The organism is Streptomyces sp. NPDC048370, from assembly GCF_043200825.1.
Lineage (GTDB): Bacteria > Actinomycetota > Actinomycetes > Streptomycetales > Streptomycetaceae > Streptomyces.
This window is the reverse complement of sequence record NZ_JBICYI010000017.1, coordinates 127,905-149,571: the sequence shown is the minus strand read 5'-3', so window position 1 is coordinate 149,571 and position 21,667 is coordinate 127,905. Positions and strand designations below refer to the sequence as shown.

The 21,667-nt window shown below is 74.1% G+C and carries 18 protein-coding genes; 7 read left to right on the top strand and 11 right to left on the bottom strand.

What is annotated here, in order from left to right; all coding sequences use genetic code 11:
* Positions 1-38: 38 nt before the first annotated feature.
* The 4 genes from ACGFYP_RS30205 to ACGFYP_RS30190 form a co-directional block, all read right to left on the bottom strand.
* Positions 39-923 (bottom strand): hypothetical protein, encoded by an 885-nt coding sequence (locus tag ACGFYP_RS30205; RefSeq protein ID WP_393500193.1) that lies wholly within the window; start codon positions 921-923, stop codon positions 39-41.
* Entirely contained in the window at positions 920-1,375 is a 456-nt protein-coding gene (locus ACGFYP_RS30200; protein WP_393500190.1) for a hypothetical protein, read from the bottom strand. The genes ACGFYP_RS30205 and ACGFYP_RS30200 overlap by 4 nt, the downstream gene beginning before the upstream one ends.
* Positions 1,372-2,907 carry a hypothetical protein gene (locus ACGFYP_RS30195; RefSeq protein ID WP_393500187.1) on the bottom strand — a complete coding sequence of 512 codons (1,536 nt, stop codon included), beginning with the start codon at positions 2,905-2,907 and terminating at the stop codon, positions 1,372-1,374. Before ACGFYP_RS30195 ends, ACGFYP_RS30200 begins: the two co-directional genes overlap by 4 nt.
* A 237-nt stretch (positions 2,908-3,144) precedes the next feature.
* The gene (locus ACGFYP_RS30190; protein ID WP_393500184.1) at positions 3,145-3,867 is read right to left on the bottom strand and encodes a GntR family transcriptional regulator; all 723 of its coding nucleotides are present in this window, start codon (positions 3,865-3,867) and stop codon (positions 3,145-3,147) included.
* Positions 3,868-4,040: 173 nt separating this feature from the next.
* On the opposite strand from ACGFYP_RS30190, the gene ACGFYP_RS30185 reads away from it, so the two are divergent.
* From ACGFYP_RS30185 to ACGFYP_RS30165, 5 genes are all read left to right on the top strand, one after another.
* Positions 4,041-5,321, top strand: coding sequence for an MFS transporter (locus tag ACGFYP_RS30185; RefSeq protein WP_393500181.1), 1,281 nt, complete (start codon positions 4,041-4,043; stop codon positions 5,319-5,321).
* Positions 5,322-5,452: 131 nt separating this feature from the next.
* Positions 5,453-6,217, top strand: a complete 765-nt coding sequence (locus tag ACGFYP_RS30180; protein WP_393500178.1) for a LamB/YcsF family protein — start codon at positions 5,453-5,455, stop codon at positions 6,215-6,217.
* Complete coding sequence (gene pxpB, locus ACGFYP_RS30175) at positions 6,214-6,840, top strand: 5-oxoprolinase subunit PxpB (protein ID WP_393500175.1); 627 nt, start codon at positions 6,214-6,216, stop codon at positions 6,838-6,840. Before ACGFYP_RS30180 ends, pxpB begins: the two co-directional genes overlap by 4 nt.
* Positions 6,837-7,700, top strand: coding sequence for a biotin-dependent carboxyltransferase family protein (locus ACGFYP_RS30170; RefSeq protein WP_393500172.1), 864 nt, complete (start codon positions 6,837-6,839; stop codon positions 7,698-7,700). The genes pxpB and ACGFYP_RS30170 overlap by 4 nt, the downstream gene beginning before the upstream one ends.
* A 71-nt stretch (positions 7,701-7,771) precedes the next feature.
* Positions 7,772-8,278 carry a hypothetical protein gene (locus tag ACGFYP_RS30165; RefSeq protein ID WP_393500169.1) on the top strand — a complete coding sequence of 169 codons (507 nt, stop codon included), beginning with the start codon at positions 7,772-7,774 and terminating at the stop codon, positions 8,276-8,278.
* On the opposite strand, the gene ACGFYP_RS30160 is transcribed toward ACGFYP_RS30165, so the two are convergent.
* The 6 genes from ACGFYP_RS30160 to ACGFYP_RS30135 all read right to left on the bottom strand — a co-directional run bounded on the left by ACGFYP_RS30160 (position 8,275) and on the right by ACGFYP_RS30135 (position 17,769).
* Positions 8,275-11,964, bottom strand: a complete 3,690-nt coding sequence (locus ACGFYP_RS30160) for a hydantoinase B/oxoprolinase family protein (RefSeq protein WP_393500165.1) — start codon at positions 11,962-11,964, stop codon at positions 8,275-8,277. The two genes, ACGFYP_RS30165 and ACGFYP_RS30160, sit on opposite strands and share 4 nt — an antisense overlap.
* Complete coding sequence (locus tag ACGFYP_RS30155) at positions 11,961-12,812, bottom strand: SGNH/GDSL hydrolase family protein (RefSeq protein WP_393500162.1); 852 nt, start codon at positions 12,810-12,812, stop codon at positions 11,961-11,963. Before ACGFYP_RS30155 ends, ACGFYP_RS30160 begins: the two co-directional genes overlap by 4 nt.
* 299 nt (positions 12,813-13,111) lie before the next feature.
* On the bottom strand, positions 13,112-14,290 hold the full coding sequence (locus ACGFYP_RS30150) for a glycosyltransferase (protein ID WP_393500159.1): 1,179 nt from the start codon (positions 14,288-14,290) through the stop codon (positions 13,112-13,114).
* Positions 14,287-15,414 carry a glycosyltransferase family 4 protein gene (locus ACGFYP_RS30145; RefSeq protein WP_393500156.1) on the bottom strand — a complete coding sequence of 376 codons (1,128 nt, stop codon included), beginning with the start codon at positions 15,412-15,414 and terminating at the stop codon, positions 14,287-14,289. Before ACGFYP_RS30145 ends, ACGFYP_RS30150 begins: the two co-directional genes overlap by 4 nt.
* 269 nt (positions 15,415-15,683) lie before the next feature.
* Positions 15,684-17,099: a HEAT repeat domain-containing protein gene (locus ACGFYP_RS30140; RefSeq protein WP_393500153.1), complete on the bottom strand. Its 1,416-nt coding sequence runs from the start codon at positions 17,097-17,099 to the stop codon at positions 15,684-15,686.
* A 277-nt stretch (positions 17,100-17,376) separates the two neighbouring features.
* Positions 17,377-17,769, bottom strand: coding sequence for an ankyrin repeat domain-containing protein (locus tag ACGFYP_RS30135; RefSeq protein WP_393500149.1), 393 nt, complete (start codon positions 17,767-17,769; stop codon positions 17,377-17,379).
* A 416-nt stretch (positions 17,770-18,185) separates the two neighbouring features.
* On the opposite strand from ACGFYP_RS30135, the gene ACGFYP_RS30130 reads away from it, so the two are divergent.
* The gene (locus ACGFYP_RS30130; RefSeq protein ID WP_046907412.1) at positions 18,186-18,380 is read left to right on the top strand and encodes a hypothetical protein; all 195 of its coding nucleotides are present in this window, start codon (positions 18,186-18,188) and stop codon (positions 18,378-18,380) included.
* A gap of 37 nt (positions 18,381-18,417) precedes the next feature.
* Positions 18,418-20,025, top strand: coding sequence for a hypothetical protein (locus ACGFYP_RS30125; RefSeq protein ID WP_393500145.1), 1,608 nt, complete (start codon positions 18,418-18,420; stop codon positions 20,023-20,025).
* Between the two features lie 51 nt (positions 20,026-20,076).
* Here the strand turns inward: ACGFYP_RS30125 and ACGFYP_RS30120 are convergent, their stop codons facing one another.
* On the bottom strand, positions 20,077-21,576 hold the full coding sequence (locus ACGFYP_RS30120) for a PLP-dependent aminotransferase family protein (protein WP_393500142.1): 1,500 nt from the start codon (positions 21,574-21,576) through the stop codon (positions 20,077-20,079).
* Between the last annotated feature and the right edge of the window lie 91 nt (positions 21,577-21,667).

The window sequence follows — 21,667 nt, the reverse complement described above, 5'->3', positions numbered from 1 at the left end:
GTCTTCTGAAGCTTCTGAAGTCTGGCGGTCGGGCGCGGTTACGCGTGGAAGGGCAGGCCGGCGTCGGCGGCGAGCTCCAGGTCGTCGCCCTCGGGCGGCGGGAGGAGCGTCGCGGTGCCGTCGCTGACGGGGACGACTCCGAGGTCGATGAGCTCGGCCATGGCGGCACTGCCGGCCATGTCGCGGACCTGGAGCTGGTAGCGCGCGGTGGTGCGGTACGCGCCGCCCGCGTCGTCGCCGGTGCGCTGGAGGAAGCCGGATTCGGTGAGGAAGGCGACGGCCTTGCCGACGATGCCGGTGGTGGAGCCCGCGAGGCGGCGGGCGTCCTTGGTGGCGCCGGTGGAGCTCCGGCGGGCGTAGATCCGCCAGGCGGCCTCCAGGCCGGGGGCGTCGGAGGCCGGGTCGGTGTTCTCGCCCTGCTCCTCCGCGCGCTCTTCGAGACGGCGGCAGGCCTGGCGTACGAAGGCGTCGACGCCGTTCACGGTGAGACGGCCGATGTAGCCGTCGTCGGCGAGGTCCTCGGGGCGGGGGAAGGCCATGGCGGCGACGGCGAGGTGGGCGAGGCCGTGCAGGAAGCGGTCGGCGGAGTCGGTGTTGGCGCGGCGGGCGTAGTCGCCCATGCGGACGGCGAAGACGGAGTCCTCACCGGCGGTGACGGCCATCCCCGCGCGCGGGGAGACCTCGAGGACGACGAGGCCGAGGCCGGTCGCGACGGCGTCGGCGAGCCGCGCGAAGGCGGGGTCCTCGCGGTAGCGCCGGAGGAGCTCGGTGTACTCGGCGTCGCGGGCGGGCAGCAGCTTGGGCTGCAGCCCGAACGACACGAGCCGCGCGGCGTCGGCCGCGTCGGCGGGGGTGACGGCGGGGGTGTGCGGGGGCTCCGGCTCGCTCCACGCGTCGGCGTGCTCGGCGTGGTGTTCGCTCACGGCTGGGGCTCCTCGGGAGGGGTGGTACGGGTCGTCGTGGGGGTCGTCGGTGCCGTCGGGGGCGTCGGTGGTGCGGTGGGTTCCGGGCGGGGCAGCGGGAGGCGGACCGGGGTCACCCGCACGGCGGGGTGCCGCGGGGCCTGCGCGGGCTCGGCCGGGCGCGTGACGGTCAGCCGCATGGCCCGCACGTACGGCGCGGGACTCCGCCGGACGGGCGCGGGCGGAGGCACGGGCACGACGCCCATGATCATGGAGGGCCGGGGCACCGCGGGGGCGGGCTCGGCGTCCTCGCGCGGGTCCTTGGCCGGAGCCGGGTCCGTGACCGGAGCCGGGGGCAGGTCCGGAGCCGGGGGCAGGTCCGGAGCGGGGGCCGCGTCCGTACGCCCGGGCGGCAGCACGGCCTCGGGCAGGGGCTCGGGAGTCGTGTGGGGGACCGCCTGGTCGGTGGTCATGAGGCCTCCGTGCGGTCCGCCGCCATGCCGAGCGCGTCCAGAAGCGCCGTACCGACTATCAGGTCGGCGCCGCCGAACTCCGGATCGTCGAGCCGCGTCCCGTCGTCCACCGCGAAGAGCAGGCGTTCCTCGCCCTGGCGGTACGCCGTGCCCACCGGGGGGCTCGCGGCGTGGACGGCGAGGAGGGCGACCAGGTACGGGAGGTCGGGGTCGCCGGGGTCGCGGAGGCGGGCCTCGGCGAGCAGGCCGGAGAGGCGGCGCGGGGCGTCGTGCTCCAGGTCGAGCAGCTCCTTCGCGCTCGCCAGCTGCTCCTCGCTGAAGCGGCTGTCGTCGGGCGTGGCGATCAGGTCCGGCTCGGGCATCTCCGCACCCAGGTGCTCGCGCTCGACGGGCGGGGTGAGGAGCATCTCGACGAGGTCGCCGACGCGCACGGACGCGGGGGTCCGCAGTCCGGTGCCCCGGGCGAAGAACGCGTCCGTGACCCTGGTCGCCTGCTCGACGGGGAGCGGCAGGATCGGCGCGACGAGCTGCCCGTACAGGTCTATCCCGGTGTACGAGGTCGGGGCGGCGAAGGCCTGCCGGTCCTGCTCGGCGCGGAAGAGCGGGCCCGCCTCCAGGAGGCGGGACTGGAGCTGGGTGTGCCGGCGGATGCAGTCCTTGACGATGTCGACGAGCTCGGCGGCGCGGCGCTTGTGCTCCTGGTCCTCGGCCTCGTCGCGGGCCTTGCGGATGTTGGTGAGGATCGCGTTCTCGTGGCGGTAGCGGTCGGCCACGTGGTCGAGGGCCTCGGCGATCATGTCCGGGACGGCCTGGAGCCAGTCCACCGCGCGCACGTTCCGGCGGGTCGCCTCCAGGGTCTTGCGGAGGGTCTCGGCGTACTGAACGGTGCGGTACCGCGCCTGCTCGGCGGCGAGCTGGGCGTCGGCGAGCCGGCCCCGGTTGATCAGGACCTCCAGCTTGACCTCGGCGGCGATCTGGGCGCTGGTGACGTCGGTGTCGAGGGCGCCGACGAGGACGTTGACCGCTTCGTCGGTCGTACGGAGGTAGACCCCGCCGCCGTAGCCGGGGACCTCTTCGATCAGCTTGAAGTCGTAGTCGCGGCGGGTGTAGACGCCGTCCGCGCCGAAGGTGCCGTAGACGGCGCGGAAGCCGCGGTCCACGCTGCCGACGTTGATCAGGTTCTCCAGGACCCAGCGGGCGACCCGCTCGTGCTCGGCGGCGGGGCGGGCGGGGGCCTGGGCGGCGACGCGGGGCAGCAGGCGGGCGACGATCTGCTCGTGGTCGGCGCCCGTGTCGAAGTCCATGTTGAGTGTGACGAGGTCGATGGCGGAGAGGGCGACCTCGGCCATGGCGTAGACCGAGTACTCACCGGCCAGGTTCGCCTTGCGCGTGTCCAGGTCGTGCAACGGGGCGGTGCACGCGAGCGCGCGGAGGCGCCGCGCGAGCCCTTCGTCGGCGGCCGGGCCCGGCGCGGGCCGCGGCCCCGCGCTGAGCTGGGGCGGAACGAAGTCCGTCGAGGCAGGCGAAGTCACGGTGCACAGATTAGGTCCTCGAACTGACAACGGTCGAAACGGCGCAGATACGACCCCGTCGGGCAGGAGATCGTGGTAGCGCGGGGCGCCCGCGCCGGGCGCCGGGCAGGGCGCGCGTGACGGCGCCCGGGCGCGGCACCCACCCGCTCGGACCACCGCCTTCCCAGCCCGTCAGGCGACCCGCTCAGGCCACCGTCCGCCCAGCCCCCTCAGGCGCCCCCTTAGGCCACCGCCCCCTCAGGCGTCCGCCCGCTCCGGTTCGTCGACCGCCTTCGCGTACACCTCGACGATCCGAGTGCGGGAGTCCTCGAGGTAGCGGGCCAGGAGGCGTTCCGCGCTCGCCCGCTCTCCGGTGCGCAAGGCTTCCAGAATCTCCCGGTTTCGTACGAGATAGGGCTCGTGCAGCCCGCGCGGGTCGTCCACGATGTGGAAGGCGAGGCGGAGTTCGGCGAGGACGCCCCGCATCAGCTCGTCGGTGCGGGCGCTGCCCGCCAGGGCGACCAGTTCGCGGTGGAAGTGGATGTTGGCGGTGGAGACGCCCTTCCAGTCCTCCGCGCGGGCCGCCGCCTCACCCTCCGCGACCGCCGCGACGAGGCCGTCCACGGCGAACGGCGGCTCCCCCAGGCCGTGGACGACGGCGCACTCGACGAGCCGGCGGGTGCGGTAGATGTCGTCGACGTCCTCGACGGCCAGGACCCGGACGAAGACGCCCCGGTTGAGCTCGTGGACGAGCAGCCGCTCATGGGTGAGGAGGCGGAACGCCTCGCGCAGGGTGTTGCGGGACACCTTGAGCGCGCCGCCGATGCCGTCCTCGGAGAGCCGGGTGCCGGGCGGGAAGAAGCCCTCGGCGATCCGGGTGCGCAGGATGTCCGCCACGCGTTCCGCCGTGCTGGTCCGCCCGAGCAGCGCCCGGTCGTCGGCGAGTTCGCCGAGTTCACCGATTCCGCCGATTCCGCCCACCGCGCCTCATCCCTCTCGTCGTACGCCGCCGAGTCAATCGCAGGTCCTTCCCGGAAACAAGAACGTGACGACACACCTCTTGTCGGATCGTTCAACAATCCCCTACCTTGACGACACCGCACGGTCCTTCAGTACGTCTCTCAGGCACGCTCCTCCCCCTCTGCGAGGTGCAGATGAGCACGACACAGACCCAGCAGCAGACCCAGGGCGAACAGCCCGACGACACGGGCGCGTTCGCCTGGCTGCGCGCCCTCGGGCCGCGCGGCCGCCGCGCCTTCGGCGGCGCGTTCGGCGGATACGCCCTGGATTCCTACGACTTCTTCACCCTGCCGCTCTCGATGGTGGCCATCGCCGCCTACTTCAGCCTCGACAAGGGCCAGACCGGCCTGCTGACCACGGTCACCCTGGTCGTCTCGGCGATCGGCGGCGCGCTCGCCGGCATCCTGGCCGACCGCATCGGCCGCGTGAAAGCGCTGATGATCACGGTCATCACCTACGCGCTCTTCACCGTCCTGTGCGGCTTCGCGCCCAACTACGAGACCCTGATGGTCTTCCGGGCCCTCCAGGGCCTCGGCTTCGGCGGCGAGTGGGCGGTCGGGGCGATCCTGGTCGCCGAGTACGCCTCCGCCAAGCACCGGGGCCGTACGCTCGGCGGCATCCAGAGCGCGTGGGCGGCCGGCTGGGCGCTCGCGGTGATCGTGTACACCCTGGTCTTCGCGTTCGTCGACGCCGACACCGCGTGGCGGGTCATGTTCTGGACGGGCGCCCTGCCCGCGCTCCTGGTCGTGTACGTCCGACGGAACGTCGAGGACGCCCCGCAGGCCGCCGAGATCCGGCGCGGCTCGGCCGAACGCGGTTCGTTCACGGCCATCTTCAAGCCGTCGCTGCTGCGCGTGACGCTCTTCGCGGTGCTGCTCTCGACCGGTGTGCAAGGCGGTTATTACACCCTCGCCACCTGGGTGCCCACCTTCCTGAAGACGGAGCGGGGGCTCACGGTCGTCGGCACCGGCGGCTATCTGGCGTTCCTGATCTCCGGGGCCTTCATCGGCTATCTGACCGGCGGATACCTCACGGACCGGCTCGGGAGGAAGAAGAACATCGCGCTCTTCGCCGCCCTGTCGGCGCTGTCCGTCCTCGCGTACACGAACATCCCGTCCGGGGCGAACACGCTCCTCCTCGTCCTCGGATTCCCGCTCGGCTTCTGCATGTCGGCCATCTTCAGCGGGTTCGGCTCCTTCCTCGCCGAGCTGTACCCGACGGCGGTACGGGGCACGGGTCAGGGCTTCACGTACAACACCGGGCGCGCGGTGGGCGCGGTCTTCCCGACGCTGGTGGGTTTCCTCGCCGAGAGCTGGGGCGTCGGCGGCGCGCTGGTCTTCGGCGCGATCGGCTACGGCCTCGCGGTCCTCGCGCTGCTCGGCCTGCCGGAGACCCGCGGAAAGGAACTCGTATGACGACCGCGGTCACCGATGTGCGCGAGTCCGATCACCGCGTCGCGGCCTGAGCCGCCCGCGCCGCGCCGCACCACCGCACCGCCCGCACCACCGCACCACCGCACCACCGCCCGTGACGGAAGGGAACGACCATGACCTGGGCCTCGATCGACCTCAACGCCGACCTCGGAGAGGGCTTCGGCCGGTGGACGCTCACGGACGACGAGGAGCTGCTCTCCGTCGTCACCAGCGCCAACGTGGCCTGCGGCTTCCATGCCGGGGACGCGGTCACCATGCGCCGCGTCTGCGAGCTGGCGGCCGCGAGAGGCGTGACGATCGGGGCCCAGGTCTCCTACCGGGACCTGGCCGGCTTCGGCCGGCGATCGATGGACGTGCCGGCGGAGGAGCTTGCGGCCGAGATCGCGTACCAGATCGGCGCGCTCGACGTCTTCGCACGGGCGGCCGGGGCGCGGGTCGCGTACGTCAAGCCGCACGGCGCGCTCTACAACCGGGTGGTCCGTGACGAGGTCCAGGCGGCGGCGGTCGTCGACGGGGTGCTGCTCGCGGGTGGTGCGCTGCCGGTGCTCGGGCTGCCCGGCTCGCGGCTCCACGAGGCGGCCGGGAAGGCGGGGCTGCCCGTGGTGGTCGAGGCGTTCGGCGACCGGGCGTACACGGCCGACGGTTCCCTGCTGCCACGGGGGCAGGAGGGGGCCGTCGTCACCGATCCGGCCGAGGTCGTCGAACGGTCGGTGTCCATGGCCCGGTTCGGGGTCGTCACCGCGCACTGCGGCCGGTCCGTCGCCGTGCGGGCGCGCTCGCTGTGCCTGCACGGCGACACCCCGGGCGCGGTCGGTCTCGCCCGGCGGGTGCGCGCGGAACTGGAGGCCACCGGTGTGCGGGTGGAGGCCTTCGCATGAAGGCTCGGCGGGTGTACCGGGTGGGCGAGCGGGCGCTGCTCGTCGAGCTGGGGAGCGGCACGGAGACGGAGGCGTTCCACGCCGAGCTGCTGCGGCGGCGCGCGGGCGGTGCCCTGGCGTCCGTACGGGAGATCGTGCCGGCGGCGCGGACGGTACTGCTCGACGGGGTGGACGCGCCGGACCTGTTGGCGGGGCAGCTGCGGGAGTGGACGATTCCGCCGCTCCACGCGCGCGTGGAGCGGGCGGTCGAGGTGCCGGTCCGCTACGACGGTCCCGATCTGGCCGAGGTCGCCGCGCTCTGGGGGGTGTCCGTGGAGACGGCGGTGCGGATCCACTCGGCCACCGAGTTCCGGGTGGCGTTCTGCGGGTTCGCGCCGGGGTTCGGCTATCTGACCGGGCTCGCCGAGCAGTACCAGGTGCCGCGCCGGGCGACTCCGCGTACGTCCGTCCCGGCCGGATCGGTCGCGCTCGCGGGGCCGTACACGGGGGTGTACCCGCGCTCCTCCCCCGGCGGCTGGCAGTTGATCGGCTCCACCGAGGTGGTGCTGTGGAACGCGGACCGCGAGCCCGCCGCTCTGCTCACGCCCGGCGCCCGGGTGCGCTTCGTGGTGGAAAGCCGGTGACCGATCGTGCTCTCGCGGTGGTTCGGGCCGGAGCGCTCACCACCGTGCAGGACCTGGGGCGGACCGGGTACGCGCACCTGGGCGTGCCCCGCTCCGGGGCGCTGGATCCGGGCGCCGCACGCCTGGTGAACCGTCTGGTGGGCAATCCGGAGGACGCGGCGGTCCTGGAGACCACGGTCAACGGGTGTGCGGTGCGGCCGCGTTGCCCGATCACCGTGGCCGTGGGCGGCGCGCCGTGCCCGGTCACCGTGGACGGCCGGCCGGTCGCCTGGGGCACGACGGTACGGGTGCCGGCGGGGGCGCTCCTCGACGTCGGCGCGGCCACCCGCGGCCTGCGCGCGTACGTCGGGTTCGGCGGCGGGCTCGTCGTCGAACCCGTCCTCGGCAGCCGCTCCACCGACCTGCTGTCCGGGCTCGGCCCGGCGCCCCTGGCGGACGGGGCCGTGCTGCCGCTGGGAGCGGAGTCGGCCCCACGGGGGTGGGTCGACGCTCCCCCCTGGCCGGGTCCGGCGGACGAACTCGTCCTCCGGGTCCGGCTGGGGCCGCGCCACGACCGGTTCACCCCGGCCGCGCTGCGCACCCTGGCCACGCGCGCGTACCGGGTCTCCCCGGCCACCAACCGGATCGGTCTGCGCACCGAGGGGCCGCCCCTCGAACGGGCGGTGACGGCCGAGCTCCCCAGTGAGGGCATGGTCCTGGGCGCGGTCCAGGTGCCCCCGGACGGGCGCCCGGTGGTCTTCCTCGCCGACCACCCCACGACCGGCGGCTATCCGGTGGTCGCGGTCGTACGGGAGGCGGACCTCGCGGCCGCGTCGCAGGCGGCGCCGGGGACGGTGGTGCGGTTCGTTCCGGTCCGCTGAGCGGCGAAGCCGCGTACGGGGCTGTCCTGATCCCCCGTCGAGGCAACGTGCCGCCGTCGTACCGCGTCCTCGTGGGCGTGATCGAACACCTCACCCCGTCCCTGCCCGAGGAAGAACCCGAAGAGCCGCTGCGGCCAGGCCCTTTGTGGCGCCACACGCTGTGGGTGGTCGGCATCACCGCCGGCGGTGTGGCCCTGGGGTGGACGACCGGCCTCTTCCCCATCGGCCTCGACCCGTACGGGCTGCCGTCCACCGCTCCGGGGTCGCCCTGGCCGTACCTGCTCTTCTGGACCGCTGTCGGCCTCGCGTTGGCGGCCGTTCTGCGCGCCACGGCCGCGCGGGTGCCGCTGTACGCCCCGGGGCGGATCGCCGGCGTGCTGACCCTCCTGGGCACGCGCCTCTCCCTGGGCTGGCGGCCGGAGACGCCCGTACTGATCGGGATGGCCGCGGCCGCCCTGGCGACGGTGGCCGTGTGGTGCGTCTTCGCGTTGCGCTCCACCGCCGTCCACCGACGCCGCGTGACGTCACGCACGGCGACGGGGCCCGCGGACGGAACCGCTTCTCCGGACGCGACCTAGGACTCGACCGGAGCGCAGCCGCCGCCCGGGCCGGGAGCGTCGGGGTCCCGGCCGTCGGTGGTGGCGGCAGGGGTGCCGTATCCGCCGCCGCCCGGTGTCCGCAGGACGAGGACGTCGTCCGGGGCGACCTCGGTGGTGTCGACCCCGCCGAGGTGCTCGACCGTGCCGTCGGCGCGTTCGACCAGGTTCTCGCCGAGCTCCCCCGGCTCCCCGCCCGCCATTCCGTACGGCGCGACGCGGCGGTGGCCGGTCAGCAGGGTCACGGTCATCGGTTCCAGGAAGCGGATCCGGCGTTCGACGCCGTCGCCGCCGTGCCACCGGCCGGTCCCGCCGCTGTCCTTCCGTACGGCGAAGGAGTCCACCCGGACCGGGTGGCGCCACTCCAGGATCTCCGGGTCGGTGAGCCGGGAGTTGGTCATGTGGGTCTGGACGGCGTCGGCCCCGTCGAAGCCCTCCCCCGCGCCTGAGCCGCTCGCGACCGTCTCGTAGTACTGCACGCGCGCGTTGCCGAAGGTCAGGTTGTTCATCGTGCCCGAGCCCTCCGCCTGGACGCCGAGGGCCGCGTAGAGGGCGCCGGTGACCGCCTGGGAGGTCTCCACGTTCCCGGCGACGGTCGCGGCCGGGTAGGTGGGCGCGAGCATCGAGCCGGGCGGCACGCGGACGTCCAGGGGCTCCAGACAGCCGCTGTTGAGGGGGATGTCGTCGTCGACGAGGGTCCGGAAGACGTACAGGACGGCGGCCATGACGACGGAGGTGGGGGCGTTGGCGTTGCCGGGCAGCTGCGGCGAGGTGCCGGTGAAGTCGAGGACGGCGGAGCGCCGTTCGCGGTCGACGCGGACCGCGACCTGGACGACCGCGCCGCCGTCCGTCTCGTAGCGGTACGAGCCGTCCCGGAGACCGGCCACGATCCGTCGTACGGACTCCTCGGCGTTGGCGCGGACGTGCCGCATGTAGGCGTGGACGACGTCCAGGCCGAACTGGCCGACCATGGCGCGCAGTTCCTCGATGCCCTTCTCGTTGGCGGCGATCTGGGCGCGGAGGTCGGCGAGGTTGGTGTCCGGGTCGCGGGAGGGGTGCCGGGCCCCGGTGAGCAGGTCCCGCGTCTCGTCCTCGCGCAGTCGACCGTCCCGTACGAGCAGCCAGTTGTCGAAGAGGACGCCCTCCTCGTGGACGGTCCGGCTGAAGGCGGGCATGGAGCCGGGGGTGATGCCGCCGATCTCGGCGTGGTGGCCGCGCGAGGCGACGAGGAAGAGCAGCTCACGGCCCGCCTCGTCGAAGACCGGGGTCACGACGGTGACGTCCGGCAGGTGGGTGCCCCCGTGGTACGGGTCGTTGATGGCGTAGACGTCGCCGGGCCGCAGGGAGTCGCCGCCGCGTCGCAGCACCTCTTTGATGGACTCGCCCATCGAGCCGAGGTGGACGGGGATGTGCGGGGCGTTGGCGATGAGGTTGCCCTCGGGGTCGAACAGGGCGCAGGAGAAGTCGAGTCGCTCCTTGATGTTGACGGAGTGGGCGGTGTTCTCCAGGCGTACGCCCATCTGCTCGGCGATCGCCATGAAGAGGTTGTTGAAGACCTCCAGGAGGACGGGGTCGACGTCCGTACCGACCGCCACGCGCGCGGGGCGGGGCGTGGCGCGGGTGAGGACGAGGTGTCCGCCGTCGCCTGCCTTCGCCTGCCAGCCGGGGTCCACGACGGTGGTGGCGTCGGCCTCGGCGAGGATGGCGGGTCCGGTGACGGTGTCGCCGGGGCGCAGGTCCTCCCGCCGGTACAGCGGGGTTTCGGCGGCCTGGTGACCGCTGTGCATCCGTACGGTCGCCCGGGGCGCGGGGTCCCGGTCCCCTTTCCCGGCGTTCCCGGCGTTCCCGGTGTCCCCTGCGCCCGCGTCGACGAGTACGGGACCGTGAGGTCCCGCGAGCCCCACGGCCTCCACGGAGACGGCCTCCACGACGAGTGGCCGGTCCATGGTGAAGGCGTACCGCGCGCGGTGGACCTCCTCGAAAGCCTCGCGCATCCGCTCGGCGTCGGCGAGGTCGACCTGAAGGCTCGCGTCCGTGCCGGCGTAGCGCAGGAGCACGCGCGCGTGGGTGGTGATCGCGGAGTCGGGCAGTCCGTCGGCGCGCAACTCATCCGTCGTCCGCTCGGCGAGTTCGGCGCACAGCTCCGTCACGCGCGCGTGCGTCCCCTCCGCGTCGAGCTCGGCCTCGACCGACTGCTCCCGCATGGCGGTGGCGTCGGCGAGCCCGATGCCGTACGCGGAGAGGACACCGGCCAGCGGCGGTACGAGGACGGTGTCGACGCCCAGGGCGTCGGCGACGGCGCAGGCGTGCTGGCCGCCGGCGCCGCCGAAGCTGGTGAGGGCGTACCGGGTGATGTCGTGGCCGCGCTGGACGGAGATCTTCTTGACGGCGTTGGCCATGTTGAGGACGGCGATCTCCAGGAAGCCGGCGGCGACCTCCTCGGGCGTGCGGCCGTCGGCGATCTCCCGGGCGAGGGCGGTGAACTTCTCCCGTACGACCGTGTCGTCGAGCGGCTGGTCGCCCTCCGGTCCGAACACGGCGGGGAAGTGGGCGGGCTGGACGCGACCGAGCATCACGTTGGCGTCGGTGACCGTCAACGGCCCGCCCCGGCCGTAGCAGGCGGGGCCGGGGACGGCGCCCGCGGAGTCGGGGCCGACGCGGTAGCGGCTGCCGTCGAAGTGGAGGACCGAGCCGCCGCCCGCCGCGACGGTGTGGATGTTCATCATCGGGGCGCGCATCCGGACGCCCGCGACCTGTGTACCGAGTTCACGCTCGAACTCGCCCGCGTAGTGCGACACATCGGTGGAAGTGCCGCCCATGTCGAAGCCGATGACCCGGTCGAACCCGGCCTGTCCCGAGGTGCGGGCCATGCCGACGACGCCGCCGGCCGGTCCGGACAGGACGGCGTCCTTGCCCCGGAAGTGGGCGGCCTCGCGCAGACCGCCGTTGGACTGCATGAACATGAGTCGGATACCGGCGAGTTCACGGGCCACCTCGTCGACGTACCGGCGCAGGATCGGGGAGAGGTAGGCGTCGACGACGGTGGTGTCGCCGCGGGGGACGAGTTTGATCAGCGGGCTGACCTCGTGGGAGCAGCTGACCTGGGTGAAGCCGAGCGCGCGGGCGAGGGCCGCGACCCGGCTCTCGTGGGCGGGGTTGCGGTAGCCGTGCATGAGGACGACGGCCGCGGAGCGGTAGCCGTCGCGGTGGGCGGCGCGCAGCGCCTGGGCGACGGCGTCCTCGTCGAGGGGGCGGACCGCCCGGCCCTGGGCGTCGACCCGTTCGGGGACCTCGACGACGCGTTCGTATACGGCCTCGGGGAGCACGATGTGGCGGTCGAAGAGCCGGGGCCGGTTCTGGTACGCGATCCGCAGCGCGTCCCGGAAGCCCTCGGTGACGACGAGGACCGTCGGTTCCCCGCGCCGCTCCAGGAGGGCGTTGGTGGCGACGGTCGTACCCATCTTGACGACGGCGACCCGGTCGGCGGGGACGGGATCGTCGGGACCGAGCCCGAGGAGGAGGCGGATCCCGGCGACGGCCGCGTCGCGGGGACGGGCGGGGTCGTGGGAGAGCAGTTTGCGGGTGACGAGCCGTCCGTCGGGCCGCCGGCCCACGATGTCGGTGAACGTGCCGCCTCGGTCGATCCAGAACTCCCAGCGCCCGGTCATTCCCCCATTGTGGCCACCGGAGCGTCCAGCGACACGGCCGCGAGGGCGGCCGCGAGGGCTTGTTCGGCCTTCCGGTCGAGCCGGGCGTCGGTGCCGCGCGCCCGGTGCCGCAGCTCGGCGCCCGCCAGGTGGAGCAGCTGGGGCAGCAGGTCGTGGCAGCGCCGCAGCACCCAGCCGGTGCCGGCGGTGGCGAGCCAGAGGACCGCTTCCGTACGGGTGGGCGGCGGCTGCTGGGGGTCGGGCGAGGGCGGTGTGCCGTGGGCGAGGTCCCGGGCGACCAGGAGGTCGTGGAAGCGCGCGGCGATCGCCCGGTGGCCGCGCTCGCCGGGATGGAGCCGGTCGGCGCTCCACAGGGTCCGGTCGTCGGTCCACGTGCTGTCGGCGAGGTGGAGGTGGACGGCGTCGTAGCGGGCGGAGAGCGCGTGGACCAGGGTGTTGACGGCTTTCTGGCGCCGGGCGAGCGGGCGGGCGAGCGGCGCGGGGAGGGCGAGCATCCGGCCGGGGTCGGGCAGGCAGGCGGTGAGGAGGACGGCCCCGCTCGACGTGAGGTCCGCACAGACGCGGTCCAGGCGGCGGGCGAGCTGTTCGATGTCGAAGGTGTGGCGGAGGGTGTCGTTCACGCCGACGACGACGGAGGCGAGGCCGGGCCGGAACGCCACCGCCTCGGGGGCCTGGCACTCGGCGACCTCCCGGCTCTGCGCCCCGCTGACCGCGAGGTTCCGGAACTCGATCCGCTGCCCGTGCCCGGCGAGGCCCTCGGCGAGCAGGGCCGCCCAGCCGCGCCAGGCGCCGTCGACCCGATCGCCGACGCCCTCGCTGAGGGAGTCCCCCAGTACGGCGAACCGCACCGGCGCGGGCGTCCGCGGATCGGCTCCGGGTTCCCGCCGGGGGGCGGGGATGGCGTCCACGAGCGCGTGGCCGGTCTCGGGTGTGGAGGCAGTGCCCGGATCGAGTATTGGATCCGATGTCCAGACCGCTGGATCCGATGTCCGAGCGTCTGGATCCAATGTCCGGCCGGTCGGATCCAATGTCCGGGCAGTTGGATCCGATATCCGAGCGGCGCCCGCTGCCGGGGCGGCCGAGCCGGCTGCGCTCTCCGGCTTCCCCAGGGACTCCGGGCTGTCCGCCGTCGGCGGGACCGTCGTGGTCATGTCCGCACCCCCTGCGGCGGAACGAGGATCGTGGCCGGGGCCGCGTCGTGGGCGTGGAGGAAGGCGGCGATCGAGCGGTCCCAGCCGAAGAGTTCGGCACGCGCGCGTGCCGCCGCGCGGCGGACCGGATCCGGGCGGTCGAGCAGGGTACGGACGGCGGCGGCGAAGTCGGCCGGGTCGTCCGTGGCGCAGGCGCCCGCGTCGCCGATGACCTCCGGGAGCGCCGAGGAGGCGCTGACCACGACCGGCGTGCCGCAGGCGAGGGCCTCAAGCGCCGAGAGACCGAAGGTCTCGGCGGGGCCGGGGGCCAGGCACAGGTCGGCGGAGGCCTGGAGGTCGGCCAGGGCCTCGCGGTCGGCCACGTGCCCCAGAAAGCGGACCGGGAGCCGTTCCTCCCGCGCCCGCCGCTCCAACGCGCCGCGCAGCGGCCCTTCACCGGCCACGACGAGCACGGCCCTGACCCCTTGGCCCCGGAGGTGGGCGAGGGCGTCGAGGGCCGTGCCCGGGCGCTTCTCCACGGAGAGCCGCGAGCACATCAGCAGCAGCACCCCCTCCCCGCCGGCGTGCTCGGCGCGCAGAGCGGCGCTGTGCCGCCCCGGGCGGCAGCGCGCCAGGTCCACGCCGAGCGGCGCGCGCAGGACGTTGCTCGCCCCGATCCGTACGAACTCCCGCTCCGCCCATTCCGTCGTGCAGACGATCCGCGAATACGCCCACGCGGTGCGGCGGTTGAGCCGGTCGGCGGCGCGGGAGGCGGCGGCCGCCGGTACGCCCCAGGTCCGCAGGACGCCGTCGGCGGTCTCGTGGGAGACCATCACCGAGGGCACCCGGGCGCGCCGCGCCCACTCGCCCGTCCAGCGCAGGGTCGTGCGGTCGGAGACCTCGATGCGGTCGGGGGCGAGTTCCTCCAGGATCCGGCGGACGCGGCGCCGGTCGGCGAGCACGCGGTAGCCGCCGGTGCCGGGCAGGACGGGCCCGGGCAGGGTGATGATCCGCCCCTGGTCGGTGACGCGGTCGCTCTCCACGTGGCCGGGGACGATGAGGACGGGCTCGTGCCTGGCGGCGAGGTAGCCGCGACCGAGCTGTTCGAGGGCGGTGCGCAGGCCCCCCGAGGTGGGGGTGACGAAGTTGGCGAGCCGGACGATGCGCAGCGGCCGGGCTGTCGCGGGGCCTCTCATGCCGCCACCGCCGTCCGCTCGCGCAGGACCTCCAGGTAGTGGCCGATCAGCTCGTCGCCGACGGCCTCCCAGGTCCGGCCCTCGACGGCCGTCCGGCCCGCACGGCCGTAGGCGGCGCGCAGAGCCGGTGCCTCCACGAGGGAGGCCACCGCGTCCCGTAGGGCGGTGGTGTCGTCCGGCGGGACGAGGAGACCGGTCCTGCGGTGGTCGACGAGATCGAGGGGCCCGCCGGCGGCGGGGGCGACGACCGGTACGCCGCTGGCCATCGCCTCCTGGACGGTCTGGCAGAAGGTCTCGTACGGGCCGGTGTGGGCGAAGACGTCGAGCGAGGCGAAGATCCTCGCCAGGTCGTCGCCCGTGCGGCGGCCGAGGAACAGGGCGCCGGGCAGCGCGGCGCGCAGGGCCGGTTCGCTGGGGCCGTCGCCGACGACCACGACCCGTATGCCGGGCAGGCCGCAGACGCCGGAGAGCAGTTCGACGTGCTTCTCGGGGGCGAGGCGGCCGATGTAGCCGACGAGGAATTCCCCGTTCGGGGCGAGTGCGCGGCGCAGCTCGTCGCCACGCAGCTCGGGACGGAAGCGGACGGTGTCGACGCCGCGCCGCCAGAGCCGGATACGGCCGATGCCGTGCGTCTCCAGGTCGCGGGCGGCGGCGGTGGACGGCGCGAGGGTCCGGTCGGCGGCGCCGTGGACGGCGCGCAGCCGGCGCCAGGCGGCGCCTTCGCCCGCGCCCATGTAGGTACGGGCGTATCCGGCGAGGTCGGTCTGGTAGACGGCCACGGCGGGCAGTCCGAGGCGGGTCGCGGCCGCCATCCCGCGCACCCCGAGCACGAAGGGGCCGGCGAGGTGGACGACGTCGGCCCGGTGCGCGGCGATGGCCGTGGCGAGGCGGCGGCTGGGGAGCGCGACGCGCACCTGGGGGTAGCCGGGGAGGGGCAGGGACGGGACGCGGACGACGGGGCAGGGGGCGTCGGCGTCCGGGGTGTCGGTTGCTCCGGCGACGGCCGGGGCGATGACGAGCGGGTCATGTCCGCGGCGGACGAGGTGGCGCGCGGTCTGTTGGGCGCAGTGCGCCACACCATTGACATCGGGTGGGAAGGATTCGGTGACGATGACGACACGCATACCCGTGTTGTCGTCGCGTCCGGCGTGTTCCCGCCGACGGGGATCTGGACGCGCGGGGAACGTCCCATGAGCGTTTGCCCCGACCACCGGCGACCCGGCGAACCGGCGTCCCACGCGGGCCCGACAGGGGGGTCGACGAGACCCCCGGCACCCGCCGCGAAACCGCACAGCGCCGGCACCCGGATCCCGGCATCCCCCGTAAACCGCACAGCCCCCGGCGCCCGCCACTCCCTCGGCGGGCGCCCGTGCCGTCCGTCAGGCGCGCCGGGTCAGACCTGGAGGTCCGGGCCTATGCGGTTGCGGACCGCTGTCTGTACCTCGGCCTCCTCGGCCGGGTCGGCGGCGAGGCGGCGCAGGCGGTCCGCGACGCGGACGTCGCCCGTCTCCGCGTGCAGGGCCGCGACCTCGCGCGTGGTCTCCTCGCAGTCCCAGAGGCACTCGACGGCGAAGCCCGTCGGAAAAGTCGGGTCGGTGGCGGCGAGGGCGCGGGCGGTCCTGCCGCGGAGCTGGGAGGAGGCGGTCTCGCGGTAGACGTGGCGCAGCACGGGCGCGGCACAGCCGATGCCGAGGCGTCCGGTGCCGTCGACCAGGGCGTAGAGGGCGGTGGCGTCGGGGCCTTCGGCCCGGACGGTCTCGCGGAGGGCGCCGAGGACGAGCAGGGAGTCCTGGGCCCCGCCGCGGCAGGCGAGGACGGCGCCCGCGGCGGCACCGAGGGCGTCGGGCCGGTGGACCCAGCCCCGGGCGCGGTCGACGGCGGGCTCGCCGCACATCCGCTCGAACGCGGCGACGGCGACCTCGGCGACCGTACGGGAGTCACTGCCGGCCGCGGCCTCGATCAGGTCGAGGACGGTGGGGTCCTGTGACTCGGCGAGGTAGTGCAGGGCGGCGCAGCGCGCCCCGTCGGGTCCGCTGCGGGCGGCCTCGACGATCTGCGGCCGGTCCTCAGGTCCCGCGACGGCGGTCAGGCAGCGCGCGGCGGGCCCGTGCAGCTCGGCGCCGCGCTCCAAACCCTCCTGGGCCCAGTCGAAGACCGCCTGGACGCTCCAGCCGGGGCGGGGCCCGCTGGGTCGCATCTGGCGCTGCCAGCGGTCGAAGGAGCCCCGTTCCTGGGCGGCCCTGACCCGGGCGCCCACGGCGTCCCGCTGGTCCTCGGCCCACAGTCGCCACGGCCGGGGCTCGAAGGCGTCCCGTACGGCGGTCGCGAGCTCGGCGTCGCCCTCCGCGCCGGCCGGGAAGCGGGCGAGGACGGGGAGCGCGAGCGAGCGCAGTCCGGTGTCGTCGTCGCGCAGCGCGAGCTCGTCGAGGGCCCACGCCCAGTTGGTGCCGGTCGCGGCGTACTGCCGGAGCAGCGTCAGGGCGTCCTGGCGTCCGTAGGAGGCGAGGTGGCCGAGGACGGCGAGCGCGAGCCCGGTCCGGTTGTCCTCGGTGTCGAGGTGGTCCTCGGCGCCGAAGAGGTGGGCCTCGATCTCCTCGAGCCCGCCGGCGAGGTCGAGGTAGAGCCGTGCGTAGTAGAGGGAGCGGTTCTCGACCTGCCAGTCGTGGCGGGGGTCGCTGAGAACGCAGTGGTTCAGGGCCGCGAGGGCCTCGGCACGTGGTGCGGCGAGCGCGTGCAGGGTGCCGTCGCCGCGGCCCCTCTGCAGCAGGCCGAGCAGGGTGCCGCTCGGCGCTATGACTGGATCGAACATGGAAGACGCCTCACATCAAGCTGTCGACACGACCGGGAAGTACCGGGTGAAGTACCGGGGACTGTTGATCGCTAAGCCGCGCAGCAACATGTAGGGCCGCCCGTCGTCCTTCGCTTGGTGTTGACCATCTTCCTCTGCCTCTCGTCGGTGGCCCCTTGCGGGCCCGACGTCATGATGACCCAGCCATTTCGCCACCGCGACCACATTTACGACACCGCTCTCACCTGGGGTTCAGTGCCCGTTCACCCAGATCTCACCCCGGATCTTCACCGGGGCGTCACTGGGTGCCGAACAGCTCCAGGAGTTCTGCCTTCCCAAACATCCGAGCAGTATCCACCGCAGACGGAGTCCCCGCTTCCGGATTTGCGCCGCCGGCGATCAGCGCGCGGACGACGGCGTCCTCGCCCTTGAAGACGGCACCCGCGAGCGGGGTCTGGCCGCGGTCGTTGGCGCGGTCCGCGTCGGCACCCCTGGCCAGCAGGGCGGCGACCGCGTCGGCGTGGCCGTGGTAGGCGGCGAGCATGACGAGGGAGTCGCCCCGGTCGTTGGTGAGGTTCGCCGGGACGCCCGCGTCGACGTAGGCGGCCAGCGCCTCGGCGTCCCCGGTGCGCGCCAGGTCGAAGACCTTGCTCGCCAGCTCGATGACCTCGGGGTCCGGAGTCTCGCTCATCCGACGTACCCGCCTTTCGTTCCTGGGAACCCTGAAACCGTGAATCTTGATCCGCGCACGGCAAGCGCAGCCGTACGAGTGAATCGACAGGGTACTGCCCGTCCGGGGACATGACGCGAGGCGTCCACGGCAAAGATCACCGCAGCTCAACCCCGGTTCAACCGCAGCTGAGCCCGGCTCAACCCCAACTGATCCTCAACCCCTCCCAGGCCCCCGCCATCCAGCCCACCCGGGCTCACGAAACACCGCCCGCGCTAGCGCGCTCCGCGCATTTCGCCACTCGGGCAAGCCCCCCGCGTCCGCCAGTCAAGTGAAATCGCCCGACTTTCACCCATATGCACCTTTAATCGCATAGATACTTGCTGTGAACCTGGAAGGACTCATGGTGACTGTCCCCTCAACCAGGAGAACCCCTCATGATCCTGTCCATCTCAGGTGTGGTCCTGCTCGGCATCATCTGCTTCCTGTTCTTCAAGAAGGACGGGATGAAGGCGTCCCACGCCCTCGTCAGTGCGCTGTTCGGCTTCTACCTCGCGGGCACCGCCATCGCCCCGAGCATCACCGCGGGCGGCCAGAGCCTCGCCAGCCTCTTGGGCGGGATCAAGTTCTGACCTCCGACAGTCCCTTCCACAACTCCAGGAGTACGACGTGGCCCGGCGACCACTCCCCCGCATTCTGACCAGCGGCAGCGACCGGATCGCTCGCAGTCGAGAGATCGCGCGCACGGCCGCCGACAGCGCCACCGATGTGCTCCATCCGCTGATCACCATCACGCGTGGTCTACGGAAGCTGGCCGCGACCGCGCGCGCCAAGTGGGCCGCGACCCCCAAGGAGCGGCGCGGTCCCACGCTGCTCCTGGTCGCGGCCTGCGTCCTCGTCGTCGCGCTCGTCCCGTACGGTCCGCTGCTCGCCCTCGTCTCGGTGATGGGCGCGGCCGCCTGGACGGGCCGTGAGCGCCCGGTCGTCAAGACCGGGCCCGACGACGCCGAGGTCGAGCGGCTCAAGGGCCTCTACGAGGCGCTGGTGCCGTACTTCTCCGTCCCCGAGGACCCGGCTCCCCTCTTCGCCCACGGCGGCGACTGGAGCGGCGCCTTCGGGGACTTCGCCTTCGACGACGACCGGCGCCTCACGCAACTGCGCATCCGCTACCCCGCGTATTTCACGGACGGCGAGGCGGCCTCCCGGGCCCGGATCGAACAGCTCCTGCACGCCAAGTCCGGGCGCGGCCGGGAGTACCTCTTCGACTGGGACGAGGAGGGCAACCAGCTCGTCATGAGCGTGCTGCCCGCCCTGCCCACCACGATCGCCGCCCAGCGGTTCGTCACCGTGCCGGGCGAGACGGTCCTCGGCTTCACCGACGCGGACGCCGTCCGGCGGACGGTGCCGGTCGTCGCCGCCGACGGGGAGGAGGACGCGCCCCCGGTGCTCTGGCGGACGGGCCCGCGCTCCACCGAGCCGCACCTGCTCGCGGTCGGCCAGCCCGGCAGCGGCACGACCTCGCTGCTGCGCTCCATCGCCCTGCAGACCCTGCCGTACGGCGATGTGCTGATCATCGAGGGCAGCGGCACCGGCGAGTACGCCTGTCTGACCGGCCGTGCGGGCGTCCTGGCCGTCGAGTGCGGTCTCACGGGCGCGCTGGCGAGCCTGGAGTGGGCGGCGCACGAGACCGAGCGGCGGCTGATCGCCGCGAACCGGGCCCGGCAGGCGGGCCGTCCCGCGCCCGACGACACCCGGCGCCCGCTGTGGATCCTCCTCGACCGGCCGAGCGTCCTCGGTCACCTGGCGGCGGCCGACGGGCGTCCCGACCCGCAGGACCTCCTCCAGGTGCCGCTGCGGCACGGCAGGGCCGCGCAGGTCACGGTGGTGGTGGCGGAGCAGTTCGACAGCGTGGACACGCTGAGCGAGACGGTACGGACGCACACCCGCGCCCGGGTCGTCCTCGGCCCCGCGTCCCCCGCCGCGATCGAGTCGGTCCTCGGTGTCGGACCGCACACGACACCGACTCCGGTCGTCCCGCCGGGGCGCGGGTACGCCCGCCTCGGTACGGGTCCCGTGCTGCGGCTGCAGGTGCCGGCGACGCCGGACCCGTACGACGACGCGACGAGCGAGGCGCATCGGCAGGCGGTTCTGGCGCTGCTGCCGGAGCGGCAGGACGGCACGTCGACGACGGTGCCCCCGGCCCCCGGCTCGGCCCCGGACCCGACCCCCGGCCCCACCCTGGACCTCGGCCCCACCCCGGTCCCCGCGGAGGGCTGACGCCGCTACATCGGGGCCCCCGCCAGCCGCGCGGGGGCCCCGTTTCGCTGTCTACGCCACGAACGCGCGCGGCTGTTCGTTGCCCGCGCCCGCGCCCGACTCCACCAGGCGGGCGGCGGCCGCGAGGCGGGCCGCCGCTTCCTCGGCGAGCGCGCCGCCGACGGTGAACGGCAGACGCACATACCCCTCGAAGGCGCCGTCGACGCCGAAGCGCGGACCCGAGGGCACCCGTACGCCCACCCTTTCGCCGACCTCCGCGATCCGCGAGCCCGAGAGCCCGCCCGTGCGGACCCAGAGGGTCAGTCCGCCCGCCGGGACGTCGAACTCCCACTCCGGCAGCTGCGCCCGCACCGCAGCCACCAGCGCGTCGCGGTTCTCGCGCGCCTGGGTGCGGCGGATGGCGACCGCCTGCTCCCAGCCGCCGGTCCGCAGCAGCCAGTTGACGCCGAGCTGTTCCAGGACCGGGGTCCCGAGGTCCGCGTAGGCGCGCGCGGCCACCAGCGAACGGATCACGTCGGGCGCGGCCCTGACCCAGCCGATCCGCATCCCCGCCCAGAACGCCTTGCTCGCCGAGCCGACGGTGAGCACCGTGGCGCCCGACGGGTCGAAGGAGCAGACCGGCGGAGGCATCGTCAGGCCGTCGTCCAGGTGCAGCTCGGACATGGTCTCGTCGACGACGAGCACCGTGCCGGCCGAGCGGGCCGCGTCCACCAGCTGCCGTCGCTGGTCCTCGTCGGCCAGGGCGCCGGTCGGGTTGTGGAAGTCGGCGACGACGTACGCGAGCCGGGGCGCCGCGTCCCGCAGGACCTGGCGCCAGCGGTTCAGGTCCCAGCCGGCGAGCCCCTCGGCCATCGCCACCGACACCAGCCGGGCGCCCGCCGCCCGCATGAGCTGGAGGATGTTGGCGTACGAGGGCGACTCGACGGCGATCCGCTCGCCCCGCCCCGCGAAGAGATGGCAGATGGCGTCCATCGCGCCCATGGCGCCGGTGGTGACCATGATCTGCTCGGGCATCGTCGGGATGCCCCGCTCGGTGTACCGGTCGGCGAGCATCTGCCGCAGCGCGGGCAGCCCCGCCGGGTAGTCCCCGTGCGTGTGGGCGTACGGCGGCAGCTCCTCGAGGGCGCCCTGCACGCTCCGCGTGAGCCACGGCTCCGGCGCGGGCAGCGCCGCGCAGCCGAGGTCGATCATCGAGCCGAGCGACTCCGGGGGCAGCGGTTCGAGCCCGCGCGCGGGCAGCGGGTTCCCCGCCGGTACGGCGGTCCAGCTGCCGGCCCCGCGCCGCGACTCCAGGAAGCCTTCGGCGCGCAGCGCCTCGTACGCGGCCGCCACCGTCGTACGGCTCACGGTGAGCGCCACCGCGAGCTCGCGCTCGGCGGGCAGCCGGGCCGCGACCGGCACCCGGCCCTCCAGGACGAGGAGGCGGATCCCGTCGGCCAGCGCGCGGTAGGCGGGCGGCTTGCGCCCGCCCTGCCCGGCCGGGCGGGGCTGCTGCGCCTGAAGCTGCCGGGCGAGCTGAGCCGGCCCGACGGCCGAGGTCCACTGAGCCATGGAATTCAGTCCACCTTCCTCGAATTGGCCATGGTTGGCATCCGATCCCCCGCCACAGAGTGTCATGAGTCAGTCCACCACCACTACACAG